At 29.2% G+C, this 24,334-nt stretch carries 24 protein-coding genes and 1 pseudogene; 17 read left to right on the top strand and 8 right to left on the bottom strand.

Going from position 1 to position 24,334, the window contains the following annotated elements; genetic code table 11:
* Positions 1 to 5 precede the first annotated feature (5 nt).
* The 3 genes from KPL50_RS20820 (at position 6) to KPL50_RS20810 (ending at position 1,475) form a co-directional block, all read left to right on the top strand.
* Positions 6 to 209 carry a heavy-metal-associated domain-containing protein gene (locus tag KPL50_RS20820; protein WP_216300455.1) on the top strand — a complete coding sequence of 68 codons (204 nt, stop codon included), beginning with the start codon at positions 6 to 8 and terminating at the stop codon, positions 207 to 209.
* Positions 210 to 375: 166 nt separating this feature from the next.
* Positions 376 to 627 (top strand): YkuS family protein, encoded by a 252-nt coding sequence (locus tag KPL50_RS20815; protein ID WP_216300454.1) that lies wholly within the window; start codon positions 376 to 378, stop codon positions 625 to 627.
* A 194-nt stretch (positions 628 to 821) separates the two neighbouring features.
* Complete coding sequence (locus KPL50_RS20810) at positions 822 to 1,475, top strand: LysM peptidoglycan-binding domain-containing protein (protein WP_216300453.1); 654 nt, start codon at positions 822 to 824, stop codon at positions 1,473 to 1,475.
* A gap of 71 nt (positions 1,476 to 1,546) precedes the next feature.
* Here KPL50_RS20810 and KPL50_RS20805 read toward each other — a convergent pair whose 3' ends face one another.
* Both KPL50_RS20805 and KPL50_RS28020 read right to left on the bottom strand, forming a co-directional pair.
* Positions 1,547 to 2,203, bottom strand: a complete 657-nt coding sequence (locus KPL50_RS20805) for a PIN domain-containing protein (RefSeq protein WP_216300452.1) — start codon at positions 2,201 to 2,203, stop codon at positions 1,547 to 1,549.
* 165 nt (positions 2,204 to 2,368) lie between these two features.
* A pseudogene (locus KPL50_RS28020) lies at positions 2,369 to 2,545 on the bottom strand (LrgB family protein); the annotation flags it as partial.
* Positions 2,546 to 2,908: 363 nt separating this feature from the next.
* On the opposite strand from KPL50_RS28020, the gene KPL50_RS20795 reads away from it, so the two are divergent.
* The 3 genes from KPL50_RS20795 to KPL50_RS20785 all read left to right on the top strand — a co-directional run bounded on the left by KPL50_RS20795 (position 2,909) and on the right by KPL50_RS20785 (position 6,014).
* Positions 2,909 to 3,652 carry a tRNA1(Val) (adenine(37)-N6)-methyltransferase gene (locus KPL50_RS20795; RefSeq protein WP_216300450.1) on the top strand — a complete coding sequence of 248 codons (744 nt, stop codon included), beginning with the start codon at positions 2,909 to 2,911 and terminating at the stop codon, positions 3,650 to 3,652.
* Positions 3,653 to 3,833: 181 nt separating this feature from the next.
* Positions 3,834 to 4,676 (top strand): 16S rRNA (cytidine(1402)-2'-O)-methyltransferase, encoded by an 843-nt coding sequence (rsmI, locus tag KPL50_RS20790; protein ID WP_216300449.1) that lies wholly within the window; start codon positions 3,834 to 3,836, stop codon positions 4,674 to 4,676.
* 237 nt (positions 4,677 to 4,913) lie between these two features.
* On the top strand, positions 4,914 to 6,014 hold the full coding sequence (locus KPL50_RS20785) for an NlpC/P60 family protein (RefSeq protein WP_216300448.1): 1,101 nt from the start codon (positions 4,914 to 4,916) through the stop codon (positions 6,012 to 6,014).
* 164 nt (positions 6,015 to 6,178) lie between these two features.
* Here the strand turns inward: KPL50_RS20785 and KPL50_RS20780 are convergent, their stop codons facing one another.
* Positions 6,179 to 6,424: an AbrB/MazE/SpoVT family DNA-binding domain-containing protein gene (locus KPL50_RS20780; RefSeq protein ID WP_124996827.1), complete on the bottom strand. Its 246-nt coding sequence runs from the start codon at positions 6,422 to 6,424 to the stop codon at positions 6,179 to 6,181.
* A gap of 681 nt (positions 6,425 to 7,105) precedes the next feature.
* Here KPL50_RS20780 and fsa point away from each other — a divergent pair.
* Positions 7,106 to 7,750 (top strand): fructose-6-phosphate aldolase, encoded by a 645-nt coding sequence (gene fsa, locus KPL50_RS20775; protein WP_216300447.1) that lies wholly within the window; start codon positions 7,106 to 7,108, stop codon positions 7,748 to 7,750.
* A gap of 279 nt (positions 7,751 to 8,029) precedes the next feature.
* On the opposite strand, the gene KPL50_RS20770 is transcribed toward fsa, so the two are convergent.
* Complete coding sequence (locus tag KPL50_RS20770) at positions 8,030 to 8,674, bottom strand: PspA/IM30 family protein (protein ID WP_216300446.1); 645 nt, start codon at positions 8,672 to 8,674, stop codon at positions 8,030 to 8,032.
* A gap of 325 nt (positions 8,675 to 8,999) precedes the next feature.
* Here KPL50_RS20770 and KPL50_RS20765 point away from each other — a divergent pair, with 325 nt between their 5' ends.
* The gene (locus KPL50_RS20765; protein WP_216300445.1) at positions 9,000 to 9,590 is read left to right on the top strand and encodes a DUF1836 domain-containing protein; all 591 of its coding nucleotides are present in this window, start codon (positions 9,000 to 9,002) and stop codon (positions 9,588 to 9,590) included.
* Positions 9,591 to 9,684: 94 nt separating this feature from the next.
* Here the strand turns inward: KPL50_RS20765 and KPL50_RS20760 are convergent, their stop codons facing one another.
* Positions 9,685 to 9,867: a hypothetical protein gene (locus KPL50_RS20760; protein WP_216300444.1), complete on the bottom strand. Its 183-nt coding sequence runs from the start codon at positions 9,865 to 9,867 to the stop codon at positions 9,685 to 9,687.
* A 442-nt stretch (positions 9,868 to 10,309) separates the two neighbouring features.
* Between KPL50_RS20760 and arcC the strand changes: the two genes are divergently transcribed.
* From arcC to KPL50_RS20735, 5 genes are all read left to right on the top strand, one after another.
* A complete protein-coding gene (arcC, locus tag KPL50_RS20755; protein ID WP_216300443.1) occupies positions 10,310 to 11,254 on the top strand; it encodes a carbamate kinase in 945 nt (314 codons plus the stop codon).
* 27 nt (positions 11,255 to 11,281) lie between these two features.
* Positions 11,282 to 12,490: an arginine deiminase gene (arcA, locus tag KPL50_RS20750; RefSeq protein ID WP_216300442.1), complete on the top strand. Its 1,209-nt coding sequence runs from the start codon at positions 11,282 to 11,284 to the stop codon at positions 12,488 to 12,490.
* Between the two features lie 36 nt (positions 12,491 to 12,526).
* Positions 12,527 to 13,528, top strand: a complete 1,002-nt coding sequence (gene argF, locus KPL50_RS20745) for an ornithine carbamoyltransferase (RefSeq protein WP_216300467.1) — start codon at positions 12,527 to 12,529, stop codon at positions 13,526 to 13,528.
* Positions 13,529 to 13,755: 227 nt separating this feature from the next.
* The gene (locus KPL50_RS20740; RefSeq protein ID WP_216300441.1) at positions 13,756 to 13,962 is read left to right on the top strand and encodes a hypothetical protein; all 207 of its coding nucleotides are present in this window, start codon (positions 13,756 to 13,758) and stop codon (positions 13,960 to 13,962) included.
* Between the two features lie 369 nt (positions 13,963 to 14,331).
* A complete protein-coding gene (locus KPL50_RS20735) occupies positions 14,332 to 16,245 on the top strand; it encodes an EAL domain-containing protein (protein WP_216300440.1) in 1,914 nt (637 codons plus the stop codon).
* Between the two features lie 71 nt (positions 16,246 to 16,316).
* Here the strand turns inward: KPL50_RS20735 and ispF are convergent, their stop codons facing one another.
* The gene (gene ispF, locus KPL50_RS20730; RefSeq protein ID WP_216300439.1) at positions 16,317 to 16,784 is read right to left on the bottom strand and encodes a 2-C-methyl-D-erythritol 2,4-cyclodiphosphate synthase; all 468 of its coding nucleotides are present in this window, start codon (positions 16,782 to 16,784) and stop codon (positions 16,317 to 16,319) included.
* An 804-nt stretch (positions 16,785 to 17,588) separates the two neighbouring features.
* Between ispF and KPL50_RS20725 the strand changes: the two genes are divergently transcribed.
* Positions 17,589 to 18,134: a hypothetical protein gene (locus KPL50_RS20725; protein WP_216300438.1), complete on the top strand. Its 546-nt coding sequence runs from the start codon at positions 17,589 to 17,591 to the stop codon at positions 18,132 to 18,134.
* Between the two features lie 131 nt (positions 18,135 to 18,265).
* Here KPL50_RS20725 and rluF read toward each other — a convergent pair whose 3' ends face one another.
* Positions 18,266 to 19,051: a 23S rRNA pseudouridine(2604) synthase RluF gene (gene rluF / locus KPL50_RS20720; RefSeq protein ID WP_216300437.1), complete on the bottom strand. Its 786-nt coding sequence runs from the start codon at positions 19,049 to 19,051 to the stop codon at positions 18,266 to 18,268.
* Between the two features lie 275 nt (positions 19,052 to 19,326).
* Between rluF and KPL50_RS20715 the strand changes: the two genes are divergently transcribed.
* Positions 19,327 to 20,496: an N-acetylglucosaminidase gene (locus tag KPL50_RS20715; RefSeq protein WP_216300436.1), complete on the top strand. Its 1,170-nt coding sequence runs from the start codon at positions 19,327 to 19,329 to the stop codon at positions 20,494 to 20,496.
* A gap of 28 nt (positions 20,497 to 20,524) precedes the next feature.
* On the opposite strand, the gene KPL50_RS20710 is transcribed toward KPL50_RS20715, so the two are convergent.
* Positions 20,525 to 21,097 carry a hypothetical protein gene (locus KPL50_RS20710; protein ID WP_216300435.1) on the bottom strand — a complete coding sequence of 191 codons (573 nt, stop codon included), beginning with the start codon at positions 21,095 to 21,097 and terminating at the stop codon, positions 20,525 to 20,527.
* Between the two features lie 187 nt (positions 21,098 to 21,284).
* Between KPL50_RS20710 and KPL50_RS20705 the strand changes: the two genes are divergently transcribed.
* Positions 21,285 to 22,631 carry an ATP-binding protein gene (locus KPL50_RS20705; RefSeq protein ID WP_216300434.1) on the top strand — a complete coding sequence of 449 codons (1,347 nt, stop codon included), beginning with the start codon at positions 21,285 to 21,287 and terminating at the stop codon, positions 22,629 to 22,631.
* Positions 22,632 to 22,742: 111 nt separating this feature from the next.
* Positions 22,743 to 24,302: a hypothetical protein gene (locus KPL50_RS20700; protein WP_216300433.1), complete on the top strand. Its 1,560-nt coding sequence runs from the start codon at positions 22,743 to 22,745 to the stop codon at positions 24,300 to 24,302.
* The last annotated feature ends 32 nt before the right edge of the window (positions 24,303 to 24,334 follow it).

Here is a 24,334-nt window from a genome sequence, read left to right as displayed (position 1 = left end):
TAGAGATGAAGTCAGTTATAAGAGTATGCAATATGAATACTTCAAATGATATTAGTAACGTTAATGTAGCAATATCAAATAATCAAGGAGTTATTGCTTGCCAAATAAATGGTGAAAGTAAAGAAATAGAAATAATATATGATGATTATTTTGTTTCGTTGGATAATTTAATTGAGGCCATTGAAGACGCTGGATATGCAGTTATATAAAAAAACACATTTAAAATTAAATAGATTATTAAATATAACGAGTAAATAGTTTAAATAACTATTTACTCGTTTTTTTATATAGGGTTTAACTATATTAAGAATAAAGGCGACATTTGAATACACTTTTTAAAATTGGAGATAATAATTTTAAAGGGAGGCGTGTAATATGAAGAAAGTGGCAGTACAAAATGGATTGACAGCAATTAGTGATTATTTATGCAAAGAAGGATATAAAGTAAGAGAATTTGATAACAGAAAAAAAAATGCAGGTAATTTTTTGGATAAGTATGATGCAGTTGTTGTTACAGGTGAAAATCAAAATTTTATGGGAATAGAGGATACTATCTCAAGTACCCCAATTATTGATGCAACTGGAATGACAGCAGAGGAAGTTGTGCAGCGAATAGAAGCAAAGTAATAGATAATAAAAAAGGAAATATAGAGGTTGTTAACTTATAAGTAAAGTTGACAACCTATTTTTATTTTCTAGGCTTATTTAAATAGATATTAATAATATAACTTTAGATAAAAAAATTATGTATGAGATTTTTAAATTATGTCAATAATTAAAATGTAAATAATTTACTAATAAATATGAAAGGGGTTATAAATATGAGAATGAAAAAGGGAATAATTAGTGTATCTACTATTGTTGTAGTAATTTTAGGAGTATTTTTTGCTTTAAGGTTTATTGGAGGAAGAGAAACTGCAACTAATGTAAAAACACCAGATGATAGTATAGTGCAAAAGAGTAATGAGGTATTAACAAAGGAAAAAGAAGAAAGTAACCTAAGTACTAATGAAGTAGAGACGCGAATTGAAAATAGTGAGGGACAAAGTACAAATGAAATGGACTCTGCTTATATAAATGACAAAACTAATGTTGGAATATATACTGTTAAAAAGAATGATACGCTGTTTAGTATAGCAAAGGCTTATATGCCTAATCAAGATAAAAGTAAAGTGCTTGAATTTATTAAAATTAGAAATAGTATAGATGAATCTTCTAATATTTCAGAGGGTCAGAAGTTAGTAATACCATATGAAAAAGCAATGGAAACATCAATGGAAACATCAAAGGTTGTAGGAACGGACGTTAATACTAGTGAATACATTATTAAAAAGCAAGATACCTTAACTTCTATTGCTAAAAATAATATGTCTTCTTATGCTGTAAAACAAGCTATAGAGATGATAAAAGAAACAAATAAAATTACAGATGGGAATGATATTAAAGAGGGAGCACATATTTATATCCCGAAATAATAGCTAAAAAAGAAGCATATTTTGAGAAAATCAAAATATGCTTCTTTTTTAGCTTAATTAATTAAAAGGGGTTAAATCTTAAGTATCTTCATTTTGCTGCTTTCAGCAAAAATAAAATCACCATCCAAAGTCAGTAAAAAATCTATATTATTGTACTCAGCAGTAGCTAGGTGGAAAGCATCATTTACAGATAATAAGTTATCACACATAAAGTTTTTTACTAAAGATATACATTCTTCAGAAATGTTAAGATATTTTATATTTATAATTTTTTCGAATTCTGAAATTATTTCTACGGACTTATTATAATAGATATTCAATAAATTTCTTCTCATAGAATTTTTGGAGATATTATCAAAATATCTTTTATATGGAATATGAATAAGTCTGTCTTCTTTCCTTTGCTTTAAAATTTTTGTATCATGGCGACTAAAGCTATTTGTTATAGACCTAATGTTGTCAATTGAGTTATAGGGGCTACTATTATTTATTTTAGATTCAATGTCACTAATAAATAATTTATAAAGTATTTGATTCAAAACTTCCGCAGATATGATACTGGTAGTGTAAAATTCGGAGCCTCCTTCAGAAAGTAGCTTTAAGCATGATAGACAATCACTATGCTTAATATCATCATCATATATCAGGCTAAGCACGAAAGAGGCATCTAATAGTACAGAATTTTTATTGAAAATTATATTTTTAAAAGGGTATAATATTAATTCCATTTTAAACCTCATTAAAATCAATTATTCTATAATTAATATATATTCAACAAAGTTTGGTAATAGTAGTTTTATAATTAATTACATTTGGACCAAAAAAAATATCTAGATACTTGCAAGTGAATAATAAATTGATATTAATATAGTAAAGCTATAATTTTTATTAAAAGGTCCTAGAAAAAAAGAGATAAGTTGTGCACCATTATTATAATCTTCTAGTTTTATATTAAACTTTAATAAAAATACAATTACGAGTGTTATGGCAATAAGCAATGGGTTTAATAGAGAAAATTTAGTTTTATTATATATAAAATACCCGATTTCAAAAGCTATTAAAGAGAGCATTATTCCAAATATGGGAGTAGCTAAAAGTTCTTTCACAAAAAACGCCTCGAATTAATTTATTTTTTACTGGTATTCTTTTCTTGTATATTAATTAATATTTGTACTGACCATCCTGTCACCACAATGACGATAACTGTTGATATTAAACAAATATAGAGAAGGGGCATCCATTTGCCATCTAATATTTTAAAACAAGAAAGTAAACTAATTATTTAGAAAACGCTTATAGAATTTATGAGTTATGAATTATGAATTTATTATTTTATAAATAGTATCCCCTTGATTTAGCAATAAAATTTGAGGTATACTTCTTTTAATGCTATTTATATAGTTAACTTAAATTTCATAGAAAGGAGATGCATAATGGAGTTTTTAAGAAATGATGAAACTTTAGATGATCTTCAGCTAAAGGGCATTCAGGTTATTCAGAAAAAAGATGCTTTTCGCTTTGGTGTGGACGCAGTGCTGCTTGCTAATTTTGCTAAAGTAAGAAAAGATGCTAAAGTTGTTGATTTGTGCAGCGGTACGGGCATAATTCCATTCATATTAGCTGGTAAAACCACTGCAAGCAATGTAGTTGGTGTAGAGATTCAAGAAGAACTTGTTGATATGGCAAATCGCTCCGTAAGGTTTAATAATTTAGAACATAAAATTAAATTTATACATGGTGACTTAAAGGATGTAAAACTTATTAAAAGTATCTCCAAGGTAGACATTGTTACAGTCAATCCACCCTATAAACTTCAGAACTCTGGCTTAATAAATCTAAACGATAAAAATGCTATAGCGCGACATGAGATTTGTTGCACCTTAGAAGATGTAATTATTGCATGTAGAATATTACTGAAGGATAATGGAAGGGTCTACATGGTACATAGACCTGATAGATTAGTTGATATCTTATGCACTATGAGGAAGCATAGAATTGAACCTAAGCGTATAAGGATGGTACATCCTAGTGTGAATAAGGCACCAAATATTGTACTCATTGAGGGTCAAAGAGATGGGGGAACCTTTTTAAAATGGGAGACACCTCTTTACGTTCACAGTTCAGACGGTGGATATACGAAGGAAATTACTGACATGTACGATTCGGATACAATTTAACGATAGTTCAGAAGGAAAGTTTCCCACATCTATAAGTGGGGGTCACATACTATGGCAAAGAAGAACTTCAGTTGTAGTCTAAATGTCCTTCTGAAGTCGTTAATGTTGTAGCTTCGAAGAAGATGATTTAATAGTAGTTACATTCAAATAAATGAAAATATCTAAATAAAGGGTGATAATAATGATAGGAAAATTATACTTAGTCCCAACCCCTATAGGGAATCTAAAGGATATTACACTTAGAGCATTAGAAGTGCTACAAAGTGTAGATATAATAGCAGCAGAAGATACAAGGCAAAGCTTAAAACTCTTAAATCATTTTAATATAAAAAAAACACTTATAAGTTATCATCAGCATAATGAACAAGGGAAAAGTGTAAATTTAATTGAGCAGCTAAAAGAAGGCAAAAATATAGCTATAATTAGTGACGCTGGTACACCAGGAATATCAGACCCAGGAAGCGTTATAGTTCAGAAGTGCATAGAGCAGAATATAAAATTCGAGGTGCTACCTGGAGCAACAGCCATTACTACTGCACTTGTATACTCAGGCCTAGATACTACAAAATTTATATTTAGAGGGTTTTTACCTAGAGAGAATAAAGAAAGAAAGCCTATTATTGATGATTTACTAAATAGGAGTGAAACGTTAATTTTCTATGAGGCTCCACACAGACTTTTAAGCACTTTAGAATTCTTGTATGAAAATATTGGTAATAGAAAAATATCAATGTGCAGAGAACTTACAAAAATGTATGAAGAAATAATTAGACTGACGTTAGAACAAGCTATAGAATATTATAAAGAGAAAGCTCCAAGAGGAGAATATGTATTGGTAATTGAAGGTAAGAGTCAGGAAGATATAGATAAAGATGAAAAGGCAAAATGGGATACATTAACTATAGAAGAACATATAGAAAAATATATGGCTGAAGGAATAAATAAAAAAGATGCCATGAAAAAGGTTGCAAAGGATAGAGGAATGTCTAAATCTGAAACATATAAACATTCATTGAACATTTAACGACATTTCATTACCAAAGGGTATAACTTACCCTATGAACATAGAAAAAAGAAGATATTTTCACAATAATTCTGAAAATATCTGTTTAAATTTAAAAAGTGTCAAAAAGTTTACATTTTAATCTATGCTTTTCATTGAGGTTGGCATAAAGTAGTGTTATAATAAACTTGTTGATTTAATAAGTCTTAAATTATATAAATACATATGAATATATATTTACATATAGGGGGAATTACATTGCGTAAAAGGATGTTATCATTGATAGTAACAATCGGACTTGTTACTACAATAAGTATGCCAATATTGGCAAATCCATTATCAGACAAGCTTAAGAATCAAAGGACTCAGCTCGAAGAGCAAAAGAGCGCATATAAGCAAGCTCAAAGCAAGGTTGATGAAATAGAAGCTTCTATTGAAAAAATGGATGCAGACATAGAGAAAATTTATGCAGAGGTAGGTAAAGCAAAAGCTAAAATAGGCGAAACTGAAAGTCAAATAGAGAAAACCACTAAAGATATACAAGTTGCAGAAGAAAATATTAAAGAAGAGGAAGATTTATTTAATAAGAGAATGCGAAGCATGTATATGAACGGTGTGGATAGCTATGTGGAAGTTTTATTGGACTCAGAGGGAATAGAAGATCTTATTTCAAGAGTTGAGAACATTAAAAAGATTGTTGAATATGATAATAAAATTATCGGAGAATTAACAGAAAAAAAGAGTAAAATAGAAACTCAAAAGGTTACACTTGAAACGGTAAAGACTAAGCTAGTACTTTTAAAAACTGAAAATGAAAATAAAATAGACAAGCTTAAAGTAAAAAAGAGTGAACAAAATGTTTTAATTGTAGAGGCTACAAAGCAACAACAATTATATTCTAACAAAATAGGTGATGCACAGGCAATAGTAAATACTACTATGAAACAAATACAGGAAATAAGAAATAACGCGCCTAAGTATACTCCATCTAGAGGACCATCATCACTTGACTCTAGCTCGGTAGTTGCTTATGCAAGTAATTTTTTAGGGGTATCATATGTTTGGGGTGCTGCAGGTCCTACAAATTTTGATTGCTCTGGTCTTATGCAATACGTATATGCTCATTTTGGTGTTTCATTAAGTAGAACTACATTTACACAGATAAATGAAGGGTCATATGTACCTAGAGAAAATTTACAAGCAGGAGATTTAGTTTTCTTTGGCACAAACTCAGATCCACATCACGTGGGAATGTATGTAGGTAATAATTCATATCTTCATGCGCCTCGTACTGGCGATGTTGTTAAAATATCAGCATTGACGAGAAGTGATTATCTTACTGCAAGAAGAATTAAATAAATTTGGAACAGGACAGGCTATCTCAATTAGTCTGTTTTTTCTTTGAAAGAAAATCATACAAATTTTACTTGTTAGCTATACATAAACTAGCAAAAATAACTAAATAAAAATGGAATCCTATAAATTATAGGATTCCATTTTTATTTAGTTATTAGACAAATAATTTATTTTTCTTGTTTAAGTTGTTCAAGGCAAGGTTTGCAAATGTTTTTGCCTCTGTAGTTAACTACATCTCTGGCATCGCCACAGAAAATGCAAGCAGGTTGATATTTTTTTAAAATAATTAGCTCGCCATCAACGTAAATTTCTAAAGCATCTTTTTCAGCAATATCTAGAGTTCTTCTAAGTTCTATTGGGATAACAATTCTTCCAAGTTCATCTACTCTTCTTACAACACCTGTTGATTTCATAATAATTCCTCCTTAGGTTAGCAATTTCCGACATATTAATATTGAAATATTAATAAATATGACGCATAAAGTCAAAATTTCACTTGATTAATTTAGTTAATATTACAAAATTAATATTTACTTCCATCTAAAGTTAATATACTACCATATAATACAAATGTCAATATATTTTTTAAAAAAAATACAAATTTTTACTATGCTCGTCAGGTCTTTAAACTCAATAAATATGATTGGGAAAACCTTGTTAAGTCGCAGATTTAAATGAAGAAATGGTTTTTTTAATGTGGAAATATATCACAAGTAAAATAGTAAGTTTATGGATATATATATTAATATATGTCGAAGGGTTGTACTACAAATTCCCTACATAATAATATATTGATTATAAAAATCAAAATAAAATATAAATCAACAAAAAAAAATACTATTTTAACATTGGTCGATGCAAATATGAAAGAAAAATTAAAAATAAACAAGAAAATTATTTTAAACTATTAGATTGTAAAAAAAAAGAAAATTTATTGTAGATAAACATTTAAAAATAAGCTTCGATATAAAGCTAATTTGAAAAAGCATAAAAAGTATATTCTATTAAGAAATATTTTGTAATTTTAATGTGTTTTTGTAAATAAAGTGCTATAGTTAGGGGGTATAGGTTTTTAAAATGAAGGAGAGGATAACATGAAAATTTTTATTGATACTGCAAATGTAAACGAAATCGTAAAAGCAGCAGAATTAGGAATAATTGATGGAGTAACCACAAATCCTTCTTTAATAGCGAAAGAAGGAAGAAATATAAGTGAAGTAATAGAAGAAATTTGCGCTATTGTTGATGGACCAATAAGTGCAGAGGTTATAAATATGACTGCAAGTAAGATGGTGGAGGAAGGTAGAAAACTTTCTAAACTTCATAAAAATGTAGTTGTTAAAATACCTATGTGCGAAGAAGGACTGAAAGCTGTTAATATTCTTTCAAAAGAAAATATAAAAACAAATGTTACGTTAATCTTTTCACCTCAACAAGCATTACTAGCTTCAAAAGCAGGTGCAAATTACGTAAGTCCTTTTATGGGAAGGTTAGATGATATAGGCACTTCTAGTGCTCAGGTGATTTCTGATATAGCTCAAATTTTTAAAGTGTATAACATAAGTACGGAAATTATAGCTGCTAGCATTAGAAATCCTATACACATTTTAGATTGTGCAAAAGCTGGTGCTAATATAGCTACAATTCCGTACAAATTAATAATAGATATGATTAATCACCCTCTGACTGATAAAGGAATAGCAAAATTTTTATCGGACTACGATAACTCATTGAAATAATACTAAAACAAATAGCAGAAAAAGATAAAAATTGAAGGTAAATAAATAATATCCTACTGTTTATTCCACACAAGGATTAACAAGTTATGCACAGCCAATAAGGTCCAATGTGGATAAAAAACTTGTCAGAATTACTTTTAATATGTAAAAGCCCTTGAATAGTGCTTTTAAAATAAATTAAGTTGTCCACAACTTCTGTTGATAAAATGTTAAAAACTGTGGACAACTTAATTATAATATTTAGAATTTAGCTATTTGCAATATTAACTATGAGTTAAATCACATCAATTTTTTTAGTTCTAAATTTAAATCTAAGTTAGTAAGGCTAGCTAGTTCGTTTTTTAATTCATTATCAAAATTCAATTCTGTCAAAGCTAATATATAGCATTCTTTTCTTTGCAAACTATCTTTAATATTTGAAATACATATAGAGTTATTGCTAGTTGATATATTACCAAAGATTTCATTTATATTTTTATGAGCTTCAGCTACATTGTACCTTACAAACGCTTCATTTCTATATATTTTTGTATCATATATATTTTGCTGCAATTGCCTTAGTTGTAACTTTAAAGCTTCACCTTTAGCATTTGCATTATTATAACTTGTGTTTAATGAGTCAAAATATTTGTCATTATCTAATTTCTTTTCAAGGATTTTTTTAGCTAACGGTTCATTACCTTTATTTAATGCAAGCTTAATTGTTTGGACATAATCATCAGATTCTTTAGATAAACTTTCTAGTCTTCTTTCAATTTCATATATATTACCTAAAATTTTAGCAGACGAAAGTCTAGCATCATTTAAGATGCACTCCATATCTCTTATTTTTTGATCTAGTAGTTCTAAGGGGTTCTCAAAATCATCTAAAGTACTGCTTACTTTAGATTTTATAAGATAAAATAATCTATTAAATATTGTCATAGTGATCTCCTTATTGTTCATATTTATAAATTAGCAAAATATTTTAATGAAATTAGTAGCTTATAGATAAAAAATTTATTAGTATTACTATTATTATTGTAATATTTTTATTTATATATACTATGTTTTATAAATACATTTACATAAGGGAAATATGGTAATTTATTCTTATAGGATAAAGGAAAACACAAAAAATAATAGCATTTAGGAATTAACTTGTAATAGGGTTTTATTTACCTTATAATACAAATATAAATCTATTTGTATTTGACAGATTTGAAAGAATATTTTATTTGGGATATTAATTTTTGGAAGGTGATAAAAATTGGATAAGGCCAAATTTACCCTAGAAACTATAAACACATTATCAAAATCAATATCAGAAAGTAGTATAATTCCCTATGAGGAATTACCTCAATATGACTTGTTTTTATCTCAAGTTATTGATTATTTAAATGATAAATTTGAGGCTGACAAGTACACTAATAATATAGTACAGAATTATATAAAAAGTGAAGTTATATCAAAACCAGAAGATAGTAAAAAAAGAGGATATACAAAATTACATCTTGCGCAGTTGGTATTGCTTAGTCATATGAGGCCTGTACTTACAGCAGAAGAGATCAAAAAAGTTTTTAGATTAGCCTTTAATGAAATTAATGATAGAGATGATGATATTATTTCATGGGAAAGTGCTTATAAAATTTTTTCGGATATGCAAAAGGAAAGTTATGATGATTTTTCAGGGAAAAAATTTTGTGATGAAGAAAAGTTAGAAAAAACAATTGACGCACTAGAATTAAGAGAAAGTGACAAGGAAAGAATATCAGTTTTTTTGGTTGTAATGACTTTAGTATCTCAAGCTAGTGCCATAAAAAAATTAGTTCAAAAAATTGTAAGAGATTATGAAACTTAAAGATTTAATTATTCTATAAAAAAAATAAAAGATCCTATTATTATATACTTTAAATATAATATAGGTCTTTTATTTCTTTATAGAATAATTATTATCAACAAGTACTATTTGGAGTATCCGAAGTTTCTATTTTAAAGGATTCTCCGAATATACTTTTAGAGTACATGATTCTAGTATCTTCGAAAACAAATGAAGATTCGTTATCTACTATAAAATTTATTCCTTTTACTGACTCTAGAATGTCATCTTCTTGCTGTTCATCCAGAACAACACCCAATATCGGGCCTCCTCAACCAAAGCCTTTTATAAGCAACCTAACTGAGGATTTACCCTTTTGCAAAAGTTGTTTGTTTAAAGCATCTTTAGTGACCTCATCAAAAGAAATATTCATGTTTTACCCTCCTTGTACCCACCAGGGGTATGTAATAATATTATTATATGCGTTTAATAATATTATGTCAAATAAAACATAAAAATATAAAATAAATTTTATAAAATATATTCATTAAATGTATATATTTATACATCTAATAGACCAGTTTTTTTTATATTATCTAAGGTTATAAAGAATTATAATAATTCAGTGGAATATGGGCAGAATACTTATGCAAATATTATGAAATCACAGTGGTTGACAAGGGTTGTATAAGAGGATAGTATAAAAATATAGATAATATATTATTACTGTAAAAATAAAAAAATATTTTGGGGGTTTAGTAATGAAAATAGTATTAGCATTAGGCGGAAATGCACTTCAATCAGATCCTAAAGATAAAAGCCCAGGGGCACAGCTTAAGACTTGTAAGGAAACAGCAAAATCAATAGTGGATCTTATAGAAGAAGGGCACAGGGTATCGATAGTTCATGGAAATGGTCCTCAAGTAGGACAAATTGTTGCAGCAGTAGAAGCCGCCCAAAAATTCGATGAGGGAAATGTATTATTCCCCTTTGATGTATGTGGAGCCTTTTCACAGGGATATATAGGATATCATCTTCAAAATGCTATAGGTGAGGAGTTAAGAAATAGAAGTATAGATAAGACTGTAGGAACTATAGTAACTCAAGTAGTAGTTGATAAAGATGACCAAGGCTTTCAAAATCCAACTAAACCAATTGGTTCTTTTTATACAAAGGAGGAAGCTGAAAAGTTAGAAGTGGAACATGGCTATATAATGAAAGAAGACGCGGGTAGAGGATATAGAAGAGTAGTTGCATCTCCAAAGCCTATTGATGTTATAGAAAAGGATTTAATAAAAGAATTAGTGGATATGGGAAATGTGGTTATATCTTGTGGTGGCGGGGGAATACCTGTTATTCGCGAAGGCGGAATGGTTAAAGGAGTTGCAGCAGTTATAGATAAGGATTTTGCTGCTGAGAAACTTGCAGAAATACTAGATGCAGATGTGCTTTTAATATTAACAGGAGTAGATAGAGTTTGTGTAAATTATAATAAGCCTGATCAAAAGGAATTAAAGCAAATCAATCTTGATGAGCTTAACAACTATATTACCGAAGGACAATTTGCGCCAGGGAGTATGCTACCCAAAGTAGAGGCTTGTAAAAAATTCATAATGAATAATAGAGAGAAAACAGCGATTATAGCATCACTGTCAAAAGCTAAAGAGGCTTTAAAAGGTTTGTCTGGCACAAAAATTGTATATTAATTATTTCAGATAGGAGGATAAAAGAAGATGGTTAAGAGAAAAATCAATATATATTCAGAAATAGGCAATTTAAAGACTGTTCTTATACATAGACCTGGAGAAGAAATTGAAAATCTTATACCGGAGTATCTAGAAAGACTTTTATTTGATGATATTCCATTTCTAAAGGTAGCCAGGGAAGAACATGATAATTTTGCTAAGATATTGCAAGGAAATGGTGTAGAAACCTTGTACCTTGAAGATTTAGCTGTAGAAGCAGTAAAAGATCCAAAAGTTAAGGAACTATTTTTAGATGAAGTTATAGAGGAATGTGGAATAAACGAAACTAAGATCATAACATCCCTAAAGGATTATTTATATTCATTGTCAGAAAAACAGATGATAGATAAGGTGATGTCGGGAATAAGAAAAAAAGAAATTGAGATTAAAGAACATTATGATGAATATCCATTTATAATGGATCCTATGCCTAATTTATATTTTACAAGAGATCCATTTGCATGTATAGGCAACGGAATAAGCTTAAATTCTATGAAAACTAAAACTAGAAGACGCGAAACAGTGTTTGGAAAATATATTTTCAAGTATCATCCAGAGCTTAAAGATTCAGGTATTCCATTGTGGTATGATAGAAATGAGGTATATAATATTGAAGGTGGCGATGAATTAATTTTATCAAAAGAAGTTATTGCCATTGGTCATAGTGAGAGAACTGATAAAGAAGCAGTGATAAGCATGGCTAAAAATATATTTGAAAAAGGTGAGTCTTTTAAAACAATTTTAATTTTTGATATCCCAAAAACCAGAGCATTCATGCATCTAGATACTGTATTTACAATGATTGACTATGATAAATTCACTGTCCATCCAGGAATCGAAGGTACCTTAAAGGTAACAGCGATAACCTATGATCATAAGAATAAAGAATTAATAACTAGAGAAGAAGAGGGTAGTTTAGAAAAAATTCTTTCTACTCATTTAAAAAAAGATATTACTTTGATACGCTGTGGCGGCGGAGATAAAGTTATATCCGGAAGGGAACAATGGAATGATGGATCAAATACACTAGCTATATCTCCTGGTACCGTAATAACTTATGAGAGAAATTATGTTACTAATGAGATTTTAGATAAAAACAATATTAAAGTACTTCAAATGCCTTCTGGTGAATTATCAAGAGGTAGAGGTGGTCCTAGATGCATGTCTATGCCATTCTATAGAGAAGATTTAATATAACAATAAAAATCTAGTAAAGATACGAGAGGGGAATTTATTATGTTTAACTTAAGAAACAGAAACTTTTTAACGCTTATGGATTTTTCACCAAAAGAGATTAATTATTTTCTCGATTTAGCGAGGGATTTAAAAAGAGCTAAATATGCAGGTACAGAACAACAGAAATTAAAAGGTAAAAACATTGCATTAATATTTGAAAAGAGTTCCACAAGAACAAGGTGTGCGTTTGAAGTAGGAGCACTAGACCAAGGAGCGCATGTAACTTACCTTGGACCTACAGGGACTCAAATTGGTAAAAAGGAATCTGTAGCGGATACAGCTAGAGTTCTTGGAAGAATGTATGATGGAATAGAATATAGAGGATACGGCCAAGAGGTAGTAGAGGAACTAGCAAAATATGCAGGAGTGCCAGTATGGAATGGATTAACTACTGAAGATCACCCTACTCAAATCCTTGCTGACTTTTTAACCGTGCAAGAACATTTTACAAAACCACTAAACGAAATCAAATTTGTTTATGCTGGTGATGGAAGAAATAACATGGCAAATGCTCTTATGATAGGAGCTGCGAAGATGGGTATGGACTTTAGAATAGTTGCTCCAAATTCATTATTCCCTGAAGATGCACTAGTTAATAAATGTAGAGAAGTAGCTGTGGACACAGGAGCTAAAATCACTATTACTGATGATGTAGCACGAGGTGTAGAAGGTGCAGATGTCATATACACAGACGTTTGGGTGTCCATGGGAGAAGCAGATGAAGTTTGGGAACAAAGGATTAGTGTATTAAAACCATATCAGGTTAATAAAGAAATGATGGAACTTACACATAATAAAGATACTAAATTTATGCACTGTCTGCCAGCATATCATGATTTAAAAACTGGAGTTGGTAGAGAAGTATTTGAAAAATTTGGAATGAACGGCGTTGAAGTTACAGATGAAGTATTTGAAAGCGAGGCTTCAATAGTATTTGATGAGGCTGAAAATAGAATGCATACTATAAAAGCAGTTATGGTGGCAACATTAGGAAATTAATTAAATATCACCTTAGTTATATTTAATTAAGGATACATTTTATTCTCAAAAAACTTTCAGATTCATTCTGAAAGTTTTTTGATTTGTAATGCGATATTTCTGTTTATTGGCTTTTAATAAAATATATAAGTGAATAAATGGAGGTTATTAAAGATTTAAGCATAAATATTGGTATACCATAATACTTATTAATTTATAGTTAATAAATATAAAAGGGGTAGATATATATGCTGGGTAAGATACCGTTATTAATTTATGATCTTTTTGGGGATAAAGTAGAAGTTATGAATTATACAAAAGTTTATTTCCAAAATAAAAATGTGGAAGGTTATGTACTTCATGTAGAGCAACATGATAGAATTACATCTATAAGTGAGTTTGACTTAGAGAAAAGAGAAGATAAGTATTATTGTACTAGGAAGTTGTTTAGTTAACTAAAGATTAAACAAGGTTTTTAAGATGAAAATTTTAAAATCATACAGGATTTATTAATTATAAACCTTGTGTGATTTTTTGTATTTATAGCAATATAATATAGTTGTAGTATAATCAAATAAAGAGGACTATATTTTTCTTATCTAATAAAAGGTATTGTCTTTAAATATAAGTGTGAATTAACCTACAATTAGTGAAAGTCATAAATTTCTAGTTGAATTAACAGTTTATACACTGTTAAATTCAATAGAAATGGTTTATAATTTTATAACATTAGCATGTGAAAATTAGATAAGTCTGGAGAGAGGTATTTTTATCTAGATTATAAATAATAGCATAATCACAATAACTGATACAGGGGGTAAAATATGCTAAGCCAGCAAGAAAAGATAATGGTTTTAGAAAATTTTAAAGAAGAAAATCAACCTATAGAGATTATAAATGAATTAAATGATGGAGAATCTGGTGCAGCAGTATATACTGTGGAATTTGGTGAATCTCGAAAACTTGGAGTTTTAAAGATTCAAGAAATGAATGAAAGTGGATTACATAATAAAGCCTTTGTACAATCAACTGAGAATGCAATTGAAGGATATATACCTAAAATTATTGACGAAGTGGAAATACAATGTAAAGATAATTTAAAAAGATTTGGCGTGTTATATGAACTAGGGGGAGATAACGTACTAGGAATTAAAACCCTAAAATATTCATTGGAAAATGAATTAGCCATAGTTAAGCAAACTTCAGAACAAGTAGCTAAATTTTTATATACATGGAATAAACCGCATACGTCCGAAATTAGCTCTCCTATTGATATAGTGAAAACCTCCTTAGGTTATAGATTTATGGATGAAAAACTTATAAGGGCTTTTGAGACCTTAATGATCGATGAAGATAAAAAATGGTTAGTTATTGATGGAGTGGATAAATTCTTCCCGAATCCCTATAGATTCTTTACAGATGAAGAGGTTTGGGGTGGTAGGGAGGTGAAATATTTACATTCCTGCATACACGGAGATTTTCATGGAGGAAATATTATTGTTTCAGTGAAGAAACCATCTATTATTGATTTTGGAAGTTACCAAACTCATAGTAATATTTTTTATGATACAAGGTACTTAGAGTTACATTCACTAATGGACTATTTAAAATTTGATAGTAATAAGCAAAGAAAATTTTGGATTAGTTTATGTGAGGAATTAACCAAAAATGTAAAGTACGTTGATATCCCAGATGGTGATGGGGCTAGTATACTTAGGGATATAATACCAGAATTAAGACATGGTATAGACTATTTGCTTTCTGATTCTAGAAATAGACTATATGAGCCAGCTTTTTATTTAGCTGGAGTTGCTGCGGGATTTAATTTCATCCGGAAAGCTAAGGATGAAAATAAAAGAATGGCAGCTATGATATACACAATGTATAATTTAAGAGCAGTTTTAAAGCATGAACTTATTGACCTATATAATCCTAGCCTATCATCCTGCACTAGTGTTCAATGGTTTTTAGATGAAACTTCAATAAGTGAATATTTAGATAAGGATTCTATATATAAGATTGATCAAAAGGCATATCATATTTCAGGTATAATAAAGAATAAGTCAATAGAGCTTACGGTGGAGCCTATTATAAATCTAAAAAGTGGAAAGGTTAAGTCCTTGGAAATACTAGTGAGGGATTCCAGATTAGAATTTTTTCCGGATGAAATGTTTGAAAAGGCTAGGCTTACTGGGGACTTAGAAAAGCTTACATTGCTTGCTTGTGATAAATTGTGCAATTATATAGATAAACTCAAACCCTTTATTGAAGAGGGCTTATTTTTCAAACTTCAATCTGATACAACGAGGCATACAATCAAAAAAGTTATAAATAAATTACAAGGTATAAACTTAGTTTTAGAAATTACTCAACGTATACCAAGAAGTGCATTTTGGCGTAATTTTGCTCATGAGCTAAAATTCAAACTAGCTATGGAAAACTTCGGGGAAGGTAATTCTAATATGGTGGAAATAATAAAGATGAAGCCACATTTTATAAAAATTTCTCCACAAATTGTTAGAGATATTCATAAAGATGAAATAAAAGCACTAATGGTAGAGCACATGGTTAAAATGGCTATAAAAACTGATATGAAAATTATAGCTGAGGGAATACGTAATTTAGAAGAAAAGGAAAAGCTAATAGAGTTAGGCGTTGAATACGGACAAGGAACACATTTTTCTTCTGCTATGCTTATTGATCATGCAGATTATGAAATTTGGGAAAGTGGATTTTAATTGATGATTTAAGGACGTTTCTTTTATAAGAAATGTCCTTAGTTTTTTTATTTTAGAGAAATTATAAAAATCTATTTTAAAAGGCATATAGCATTAGAAGAAATTCCCTCGCAGCTACCAGTAAACCCAAGGCCTTCCTCAGTAGTAGCTTTAATGTTGATTTTATCTATAGGTAATTGTAGTGCCAATGCAATATTTTCTACCATATAAGGGATGTGAGGAGCCATTTTAGGTCTTTGTGCAATAATTGTGGCATCGATATTCTCAATTACATAATCCTTAGCTTTTACTAAAGTACCTACCTGTTTAAGAAGAACAATGCTACTGGCACCCTTATATTTGGCATCAGTATCAGGGAAATGCTTCCCAATGTCACCTAGAGCTGCAGCACCTAAAAGAGCATCCATAATAGCATGAATAAGAACGTCTGCATCTGAATGACCTAATAATCCAGTTTCATGGGGTATGTTTACTCCGCCAAGTATTAAATTTCTATCTTTAACTAATTTATGAACATCGTAGCCCATTCCAATTCTCAATCAAATTACCTCTTTTCAATTTAATTTATAAATAATTTAAATAGACCTGTCAGATTTAGCTTATTAATTATTTTCATGTGCCTAATATAGCATTTTATAGGGCGGTAATCAAGAAATTTTATTATGGTACGGAAATTTAAATAATAACAAGTATATAATTATAGGAGCAGATATTAGTGAAAATATAAAGACTGCTTATAATAAAAGGTAAAATTGTAGGGAAATAGGCAAAAAGTTATTAACATGTTATCAACAAAACTGTGGATAATGTGCATAACTTAAAAATAGATTTTTCAAATATTTTATTTATAATGAAAAAAAATACAATTGAATTTTAAAAATATGTTTAATTAATACTAATAATCAGTACATAGCATCAATTCCACAAGTTATCAACAGATAAATTGTGGATAATGTGCATAAGTCTTGAATTGTATATAATAATCTTTAAAAAAGCTACATACTTTTAATACATTTGTGGACTAGTAAATTTTAATGTGTATAATTTGTTAGTCTAAATAAAAAACAATAAAAAAATTAAATTATCAACAAATATATAAAAATAATCAAATATATAAATAAAAAATATTTGTATAAAATATGAAATTTATCATTTATATATATAAAATTAAGAAAGTTTACCATCATAATGATTGTTTAAATTCTTTTTAATGGTATAATATGTTTTGTGGCAAATTAATACATTAAAAAAAGCTACGTAAATACAAATTAATATTTCGTTATTAGAATTAAATCATAAAAACAATAGCAAATATTAATAACATTACTTAGGGGGAATTTTAAATGGTTAAAAAAGTTTTATCGAGTATTTTAGTATTAGTGATGGCAGGTTCTTTAGTGGCTTGTTCAAGCAACAAAAATGTAATTAAAGATGATACAACTACAAAGCAAGAAGAGACAAAAAAGATCGAAACGGCAGAGCCTGCCAGTGAGGCTATTAAGTTTGAGTCAGTAGGTGAAATTATGGATAGCACTTCAGAGAAAGAGTCTTATTATTCAGATCACTATAATTTGAAAATTTTAAAAAAGGCTCCACTAGCAGCTTACGAGACTAAGGCAAGTGTTATAACTGAAAAAGCAATGGCAGACAATAAAATTGATGCAAAGAGTGCAAAGGTTTATAAGTACTATAACAATATTAATGGCCTACGCCTTGAAAAGGACTACATAGTAGTATATGATGCAAGTAAAGTGCCTACAACAGTATATGAAGTAGTAATAGCAGTATCAGATAAAGATGAACCAACCTTAAAAGAAGTTAAAGAAAATAAAGCAATAATAACTGATGAATTTAAAGCCTTATTTCCAAAAGAATTAGAGGTTAAATAAAATAGTTATTGTTAGCTAAGAATAACAAGTTATCCACAACACAGTTGTGGATAATGTTGATAACTCTACATAAATCAAAAAGCACACAATTTTGTGTGCTTTTTTAATATAGAAGAAAGCTATCGGGAATATTATTTTGAAGAATTCTCAGTTTTAGTGGAATCAGAAATTAAATCATTAATACCTAACAATTCGTTTTGTGTTAAGTATCTCCATTTTCCAATTGGTAGCTTATCTATAGAAACATTCATAATTCTAAGCCTCTCAAGTCGTACCACCTCGTATCCTAGATACTCACACATTCTTCGTATTTGACGGTTAAGTCCTTCTGTTAGAATTATTCTAAAAACATATTTGCTTTCTTTTTTTACAGAGCAATTTTTAGTTACGGTATTAAGTATAGGTATACCATTTGACATATTTTTTATAAAATCTGTGGATATAGGTTTATCCACAGTAACGACATACTCTTTTTCGTGGTTATTACCTGAACGTAGGATCTTATTTACAATATCTCCGTCGCTTGTTAGAAATATAAGACCTTGAGAAGGTTTATCAAGACGTCCTATGGGGAAAATTCTTTTCGGAAAATTTATAAAATCTATAATATTACCCTTAATCTTATGTTCTGTAGTACAGGTTATTCCAACGGGTTTATTGAAAGCTAAATAAACGAATTCTTCTTTAGTTTTTAATGGTTTACCATTTATTTCAATGTAATCTGTTGTAGACACCTGAGTACCCATTTCTGGTATTTTACCATTTACTTTGACCTTGCCTTCATCAATCATTTTATCTGCGGCTCGCCTAGAGCAAAAACCCGTTTCACTTATAAATTTATTTAATCTAGTTTTTGAAGCATTATTTTCAGAGTGCTGAATAATATTTTTATCTTTTTCATTATGTAGGCTTTTCATTTTACACCATCCTTTGGAAAATAAATAAAATTAAGTTGAATAATTAATATTATATGGTAAAAACATGATTTTTTATGGTAAGATAACATATAAGTATAAACTATGAATTAGTTATTGGACAAGTTGTTTCATTAATAAAGTTGTATTTTATATAATTATATTAAACAATCATCAAAACATAAAGGAAAATCCTAATTTAATTATTTTTTTTGAACGAAATTTTTGATTATGCCACTTTAGTGGATTTTTAATAAAAAGTATAGGGGGAAGATAAATTGGCAAATAAAAATTCTTTAAACAAGGTAGGTTTATTCCTAATAATGCTAATATGTAGTTTATTTCTATTCATACCAAGCACTGCTAGAGCAGCTACAAGTCCTATTCAAATGGAACATAAGTCAAATGTACCAGCAAATAAAGTGTGGAAGATTAACTTTAATAAACCTATTAGTGGGGACAAGCTCAATGAAAGGGTTAAGGTATATAATGGTTCAAGTGCAGCAATTGTAAAGATATCTTATGACTCTAAAAATAATGCCATAATAGTAGAACCACCAGTTGATGGTTATATAGCGGGACAAACTTATTGTTTGCAAATTTATGAAACTATAACTGACTTAGATAGTAACCCACTCAAGACAGCTGTAATTATGAATTTTACTATAGCGGTACCAAATAATGGACCATTAATAAACACGGTTAATAAGAAATATGTTTATATGCCATATGATACCACATTAGATCAAATGGCAGTTATACAAACTAAACTTGCACCGGGTTATCTTGTACCTAAATACACATTAGTTGCTAGTAATATAGATATTTCTGAATATTTGAATCCTAAAAATTTTGTAAACCATGATTATGCTGTATATCAATTTTTAAAATTAAATTATATTGAAGGAATTACTGCAGAAGAGCTCGACGTTATATTAAAGGGAAAGGGAATACTAGAGGGGCAGGGAAAAACATTTTTAGATGCTTGCTTTAAATATGATGTTAACCCAGCATATATTATTGCCCATACGCTGTTAGAAAGTGGTAATGGTAGCTCAATACTCGCCAATGGAGTGTTGGTAAGTGATGTTAAGGGAGTTCCCGTAGATAGTAAAATTACATTTAATATGTTCGGTATTGGAGCGTATGATGTAGCTGCACTTAAACTAGGGTCAGAAAGAGCTTACAACGAGGGGTGGTTTACCCCAGAGGCTGCTATTGAAGGTGGAATTAAATGGATTTCTGATAATTATATAAATAGTACTATTTATAAACAGAATACAATATATAAAATGAAATGGAACCCAGCCATTCCGGCAAATGGAACTTACCGTCATCAATATGCTACAGACATATCTTGGGCGTATAAGCAAAGTTATAGAATAAAAGAAATTATTGATAAATGTACAAATGCAAATTTAGTATTTGAAATACCGCAATACAAATAGAACTAAGGGTATCCTGCAAAGGATACCCTTAGTCAATTTTAACTTGTCCATCATTATTTATTAATACCTTGAAATTATGAGCACCAGCATATTTTATAAACTCAGCTAAGTTAATTTGAGTATTGCTTTTATTTCCGGAAATAAATATAGAAATTTTAAAACCATCATCTGCATGTGCTTTAGTTAGGTATTTTTGTTTAATAGATTCATCTAGAATCAATTTTAAGGCTTCCTCCAAGGACTTATGCTCGAGTGAAATAAGTTGCTTAATTTTATAGCCTCCAGAGCTTATGCCTTCAACTTTTTTAATTTTATTTGTAGCGTCTATTTCCAGCTTTAAAGAACAATTCATGTCTATTATAACGGAATAATTATATCTATTATCTAAATACAATTTTTTTATTGAAAATAAGAGTACTAGCATAAAAGCAATTACTAATAAATATTTCCAAATGGCAACACTTTGATATTCTTCACCTGCATATAGTTCACCTATTTTGGGGTCAGGTGTGTGTTTTTCAAGAGTTGCAAATTCATTATTTGCGGTTATGATATACACTTTATTTTTTTCAACATTGATTATTTTACCAGCTTTACGCATAAGGGCACCTCTTTCATATGGTAATATGTATACTAAATATTTATAATGCTTGACATAACGTGAAAAAATTGGTATTTTCATTATAGTAAAGTAATGTATATTTCATAAATGTAGAAACATATAAAATATTTAAGAGCATCGAAGATGAATAACATCGAAGATGATTAATAACAAATAGAGGTATATTATGACAGAGATATTATCAAATAGTGTTTACTTAGAGATACACATAATAATTATAGCAAACATTATAGCCTTTAATGTAATAATTAAAATATTAATGATTAAAAAGTCTAGAGAATTTGATAAAAAAATTAATGCTACTATTAATATATTTAAATCTACAAGGGATATTAATGATGTATTTGATGCATTAATAAAAAATCTGTACGAAATTACAGCTTGTGATGCAGCTATAAGTATATTTAAAAATGGAAATGATTTTAAACTTATGGCTTGTCATGGATATGGAACAAACTTAAGTAGCTATTTACAGGAAAATAAATGTATTGAACTAATGAAAAAAATTATTGAGTTTGATAAGCCCTTCTATATTAAAGATTTAAAAAAAAAGGAATATACAAATTATAATACTGAGTTTCAATTGTTATTATATCACATGAGGAGTTTACTTATAATTCCGATAACATATAAAAAAAATATATGTGGATTAGTTATAATGTTTGATCATAAGAAGTCAGCATACAATGTAGAGGCGGTATCTAATGCTTCTTTCCTTGTTGATCAAGTGGCTGTGGCTATAGAAAATGCTACGCTTTTTCAAAAGCTAAAGGATATGGATAAAATGAAAACAGATTTTTTATCTACTGTTTCTCATGAACTTAGAACGCCATTAACTTCAATTATCGGATTTGCAGAAATGGTTAAGCGGAAATTTGAAGGGTATATAGTGAAAGAAATAGATCTTGAAAATGAAAAAAACAAAAGAGCTGTTGTTAATATAAAGAGAGATATAAATATAATTTTATCAGAAGGCGAGAGATTATCCTGCCTTATAAATGATTTATTAGATATATCAAGAATGGAAGCGGGAAAAGTTAGTTTGAATATGAGAGAAATTGATATAGAAGAAATTATAACCCAAGTAATAACCTTAACTAATCCAATTATTAGAGACAAATCGGTTCAAGTTATACTAAACATAAGAGAATCACTTCCTAAAATTATGGCGGATAAAGATAAATTAATTCAGGTAATAATTAATCTTATTTCTAATGCCATAAAATTCACGCAGCAGGGGTGCGTAGTATGCACAGCTAGAGCAGTGGAGGGAAATATAATAGTAAGTATTAGTGACACAGGGGTTGGTATTAGGGCGGAAGATAAAAAATACATATTTGAAAAATTCAACCAGGTTGGCGATACCCTCACAAAGAAAACTGGAGGCACAGGACTTGGACTAGCTATATGTAAGTACATTATTGAAGAACATAGTGGGAAAATATGGGTTGAAAGTGAAATAGATAAAGGAAGTGATTTTTCATTTAGCATACCTATTTCAAGGGAAAAATAAATATCAAAGTTTTTATATAGAGAATAAAAAAATTAACCACTTCATTAGTGATTAATTTTTGGGGTAAAAATCTAAAGGTTTACAATAAAACATTCATTGGGGGGCAACAAAATGAAAAATAAAATGTTTATAGTAAGTTTTATATTATTGTTTTTCGCAATAATAGGATTTCAGTACAAAGTGGAATATGATATAAGGTCGCAACCACCTTCGGCTAAATGGAGTAAAGAGGTTGCCATATCTAAAGGTGATGTTAAAACCTATCCTAAAATATTAAAGAGTGATAAAAAAAACTTTATAGCTTTTAATGATGGTGGGAAGGTACAACTTGTAGTAACTGATGATTTAGGAAAAAAAATTGTGCAGAAAACCGTTGATACTAAGGATACTTTACTTAAAGAAGTCAATTTCTTAAAGGTACGGGAATTTTTTTATCTTAGTTACAATTCTTATGAGAATGGTGCCAATAGCTTGAAGATCATAAAATTGGATAGTGAACTAAAGGAGCTAGAGAGAAGTAGAATAGAAAATATAACGGAGACCTATCAAATAGGTGAAGAAATTTTAGTAGTGGGTTATAAGGAAAAAATTCAAGTTTTAGATATGGGTAAAAATTCTATAATGAATTTTAATATAAAAGGCGCGACCTTATTTTCAGGTGTAAAAACTGAAAGTGGATATATGTTTACATATTCTAATGGAGAAGAAGGGTTTAGTTATATAACAGTGCAGGGCGGAGAGGCATCATCGCCTAAAGTAGCAGGTGTACTTAACAAAAGTGCAGCTATGACATTCATGCACACCGCAACCTCTAGCGATAGCAAAAATGGATATTTATTAATTGAATACAGTATTCAAGGAGAAATCGTAGGGACTAGAATTTTAGAATTTGCACTAGATGGAAGCGCTAAAAACTCTAGTGAATTGTATATTAACGAAAATAAATATATATATAACGTGGTTGGTACTTATTCTAAGGACGGTGCTAGATTTTTTGCCACAACCGATAGAATTTTTGGAACTAAAGACATTCAACAGAGTATAGTTGATTTTATTTTAAAGGATAATAAGGTAGCTAGCTATAGCTACGTAACAAGATTAGAAGGTCTTACTACTTATCCGGCAATAAGTGGAGATACAGTTGCATATGCTAGTTATAATAAAGAAGATGAATATGGGATTTACATAGCATCACAAAATGAAGATTTTAAGAGTGCTAACAACATCCATTTACCAATAGAAACAAAGCAAGCAACCACAAATACTCTGCAGGGCTTTGTATATAGCTTAGTCTATATAATATATCCCATTAAATGGATAATGCCCATAGCACTTTTAATATCTATTATGACTTTTTTTTCTTATAGTTTATCAGATAAAAAAAAGAAATTATATTTCATAATAATTTCAATTGTAAGCTTTGCATTGAAAATGTCAGTTGTATTAAGTAATTCATATGGAGACAAGTTCTATTTACTTCCTCAAATTTTAGCACACAAATGGGTGGCAATACTGATTGGCATTATTATTAGCACATTATGCTATTCCTTTGGATATAATCTATATAAGAAAGATTTAGAATCAATGCCAATTAGCAAATTTGGTATAGCTTTAGTATTGGACTCAATGCTAACTATGATGATATTTGTACCTTTCTTTCTTACATTATAAAAAATACTAAAATATATTAAGCTCATTTAAAT

This window comes from Clostridium sp. CF012 (assembly GCF_018861755.1).
In the GTDB taxonomy this organism is placed as follows: domain Bacteria; phylum Bacillota; class Clostridia; order Clostridiales; family Clostridiaceae; genus Clostridium_AD.
Note: the sequence above shows the minus strand (reverse complement) of the source record. Positions and strands in the feature narration are given on the sequence as shown.

What these genes read in the sequence shown, in the direction of transcription:
- KPL50_RS20820 (WP_216300455.1), top strand. Translation starts at nt 6, where the DNA reads ATGAAGTCAGTTATAAGAGTATGCAATATGAATACTTCAAATGATATT.
- KPL50_RS20815 (WP_216300454.1), top strand. Translation starts at nt 376, where the DNA reads ATGAAGAAAGTGGCAGTACAAAATGGATTGACAGCAATTAGTGATTAT.
- KPL50_RS20810 (WP_216300453.1), top strand. Translation starts at nt 822, where the DNA reads ATGAGAATGAAAAAGGGAATAATTAGTGTATCTACTATTGTTGTAGTA.
- KPL50_RS20805 (WP_216300452.1), bottom strand. Translation starts at nt 2,203, where the DNA reads ATGGAATTAATATTATACCCTTTTAAAAATATAATTTTCAATAAAAAT.
- KPL50_RS20795 (WP_216300450.1), top strand. Translation starts at nt 2,909, where the DNA reads ATGGAGTTTTTAAGAAATGATGAAACTTTAGATGATCTTCAGCTAAAG.
- rsmI (WP_216300449.1), top strand. Translation starts at nt 3,834, where the DNA reads ATGATAGGAAAATTATACTTAGTCCCAACCCCTATAGGGAATCTAAAG.
- KPL50_RS20780 (WP_124996827.1), bottom strand. Translation starts at nt 6,424, where the DNA reads ATGAAATCAACAGGTGTTGTAAGAAGAGTAGATGAACTTGGAAGAATT.
- fsa (WP_216300447.1), top strand. Translation starts at nt 7,106, where the DNA reads ATGAAAATTTTTATTGATACTGCAAATGTAAACGAAATCGTAAAAGCA.
- KPL50_RS20770 (WP_216300446.1), bottom strand. Translation starts at nt 8,674, where the DNA reads ATGACAATATTTAATAGATTATTTTATCTTATAAAATCTAAAGTAAGC.
- arcC (WP_216300443.1), top strand. Translation starts at nt 10,310, where the DNA reads ATGAAAATAGTATTAGCATTAGGCGGAAATGCACTTCAATCAGATCCT.
- arcA (WP_216300442.1), top strand. Translation starts at nt 11,282, where the DNA reads ATGGTTAAGAGAAAAATCAATATATATTCAGAAATAGGCAATTTAAAG.
- KPL50_RS20740 (WP_216300441.1), top strand. Translation starts at nt 13,756, where the DNA reads ATGCTGGGTAAGATACCGTTATTAATTTATGATCTTTTTGGGGATAAA.
- KPL50_RS20735 (WP_216300440.1), top strand. Translation starts at nt 14,332, where the DNA reads ATGCTAAGCCAGCAAGAAAAGATAATGGTTTTAGAAAATTTTAAAGAA.
- KPL50_RS20725 (WP_216300438.1), top strand. Translation starts at nt 17,589, where the DNA reads ATGGTTAAAAAAGTTTTATCGAGTATTTTAGTATTAGTGATGGCAGGT.
- rluF (WP_216300437.1), bottom strand. Translation starts at nt 19,051, where the DNA reads ATGAAAAGCCTACATAATGAAAAAGATAAAAATATTATTCAGCACTCT.
- KPL50_RS20710 (WP_216300435.1), bottom strand. Translation starts at nt 21,097, where the DNA reads ATGCGTAAAGCTGGTAAAATAATCAATGTTGAAAAAAATAAAGTGTAT.
- KPL50_RS20705 (WP_216300434.1), top strand. Translation starts at nt 21,285, where the DNA reads ATGACAGAGATATTATCAAATAGTGTTTACTTAGAGATACACATAATA.
- KPL50_RS20700 (WP_216300433.1), top strand. Translation starts at nt 22,743, where the DNA reads ATGAAAAATAAAATGTTTATAGTAAGTTTTATATTATTGTTTTTCGCA.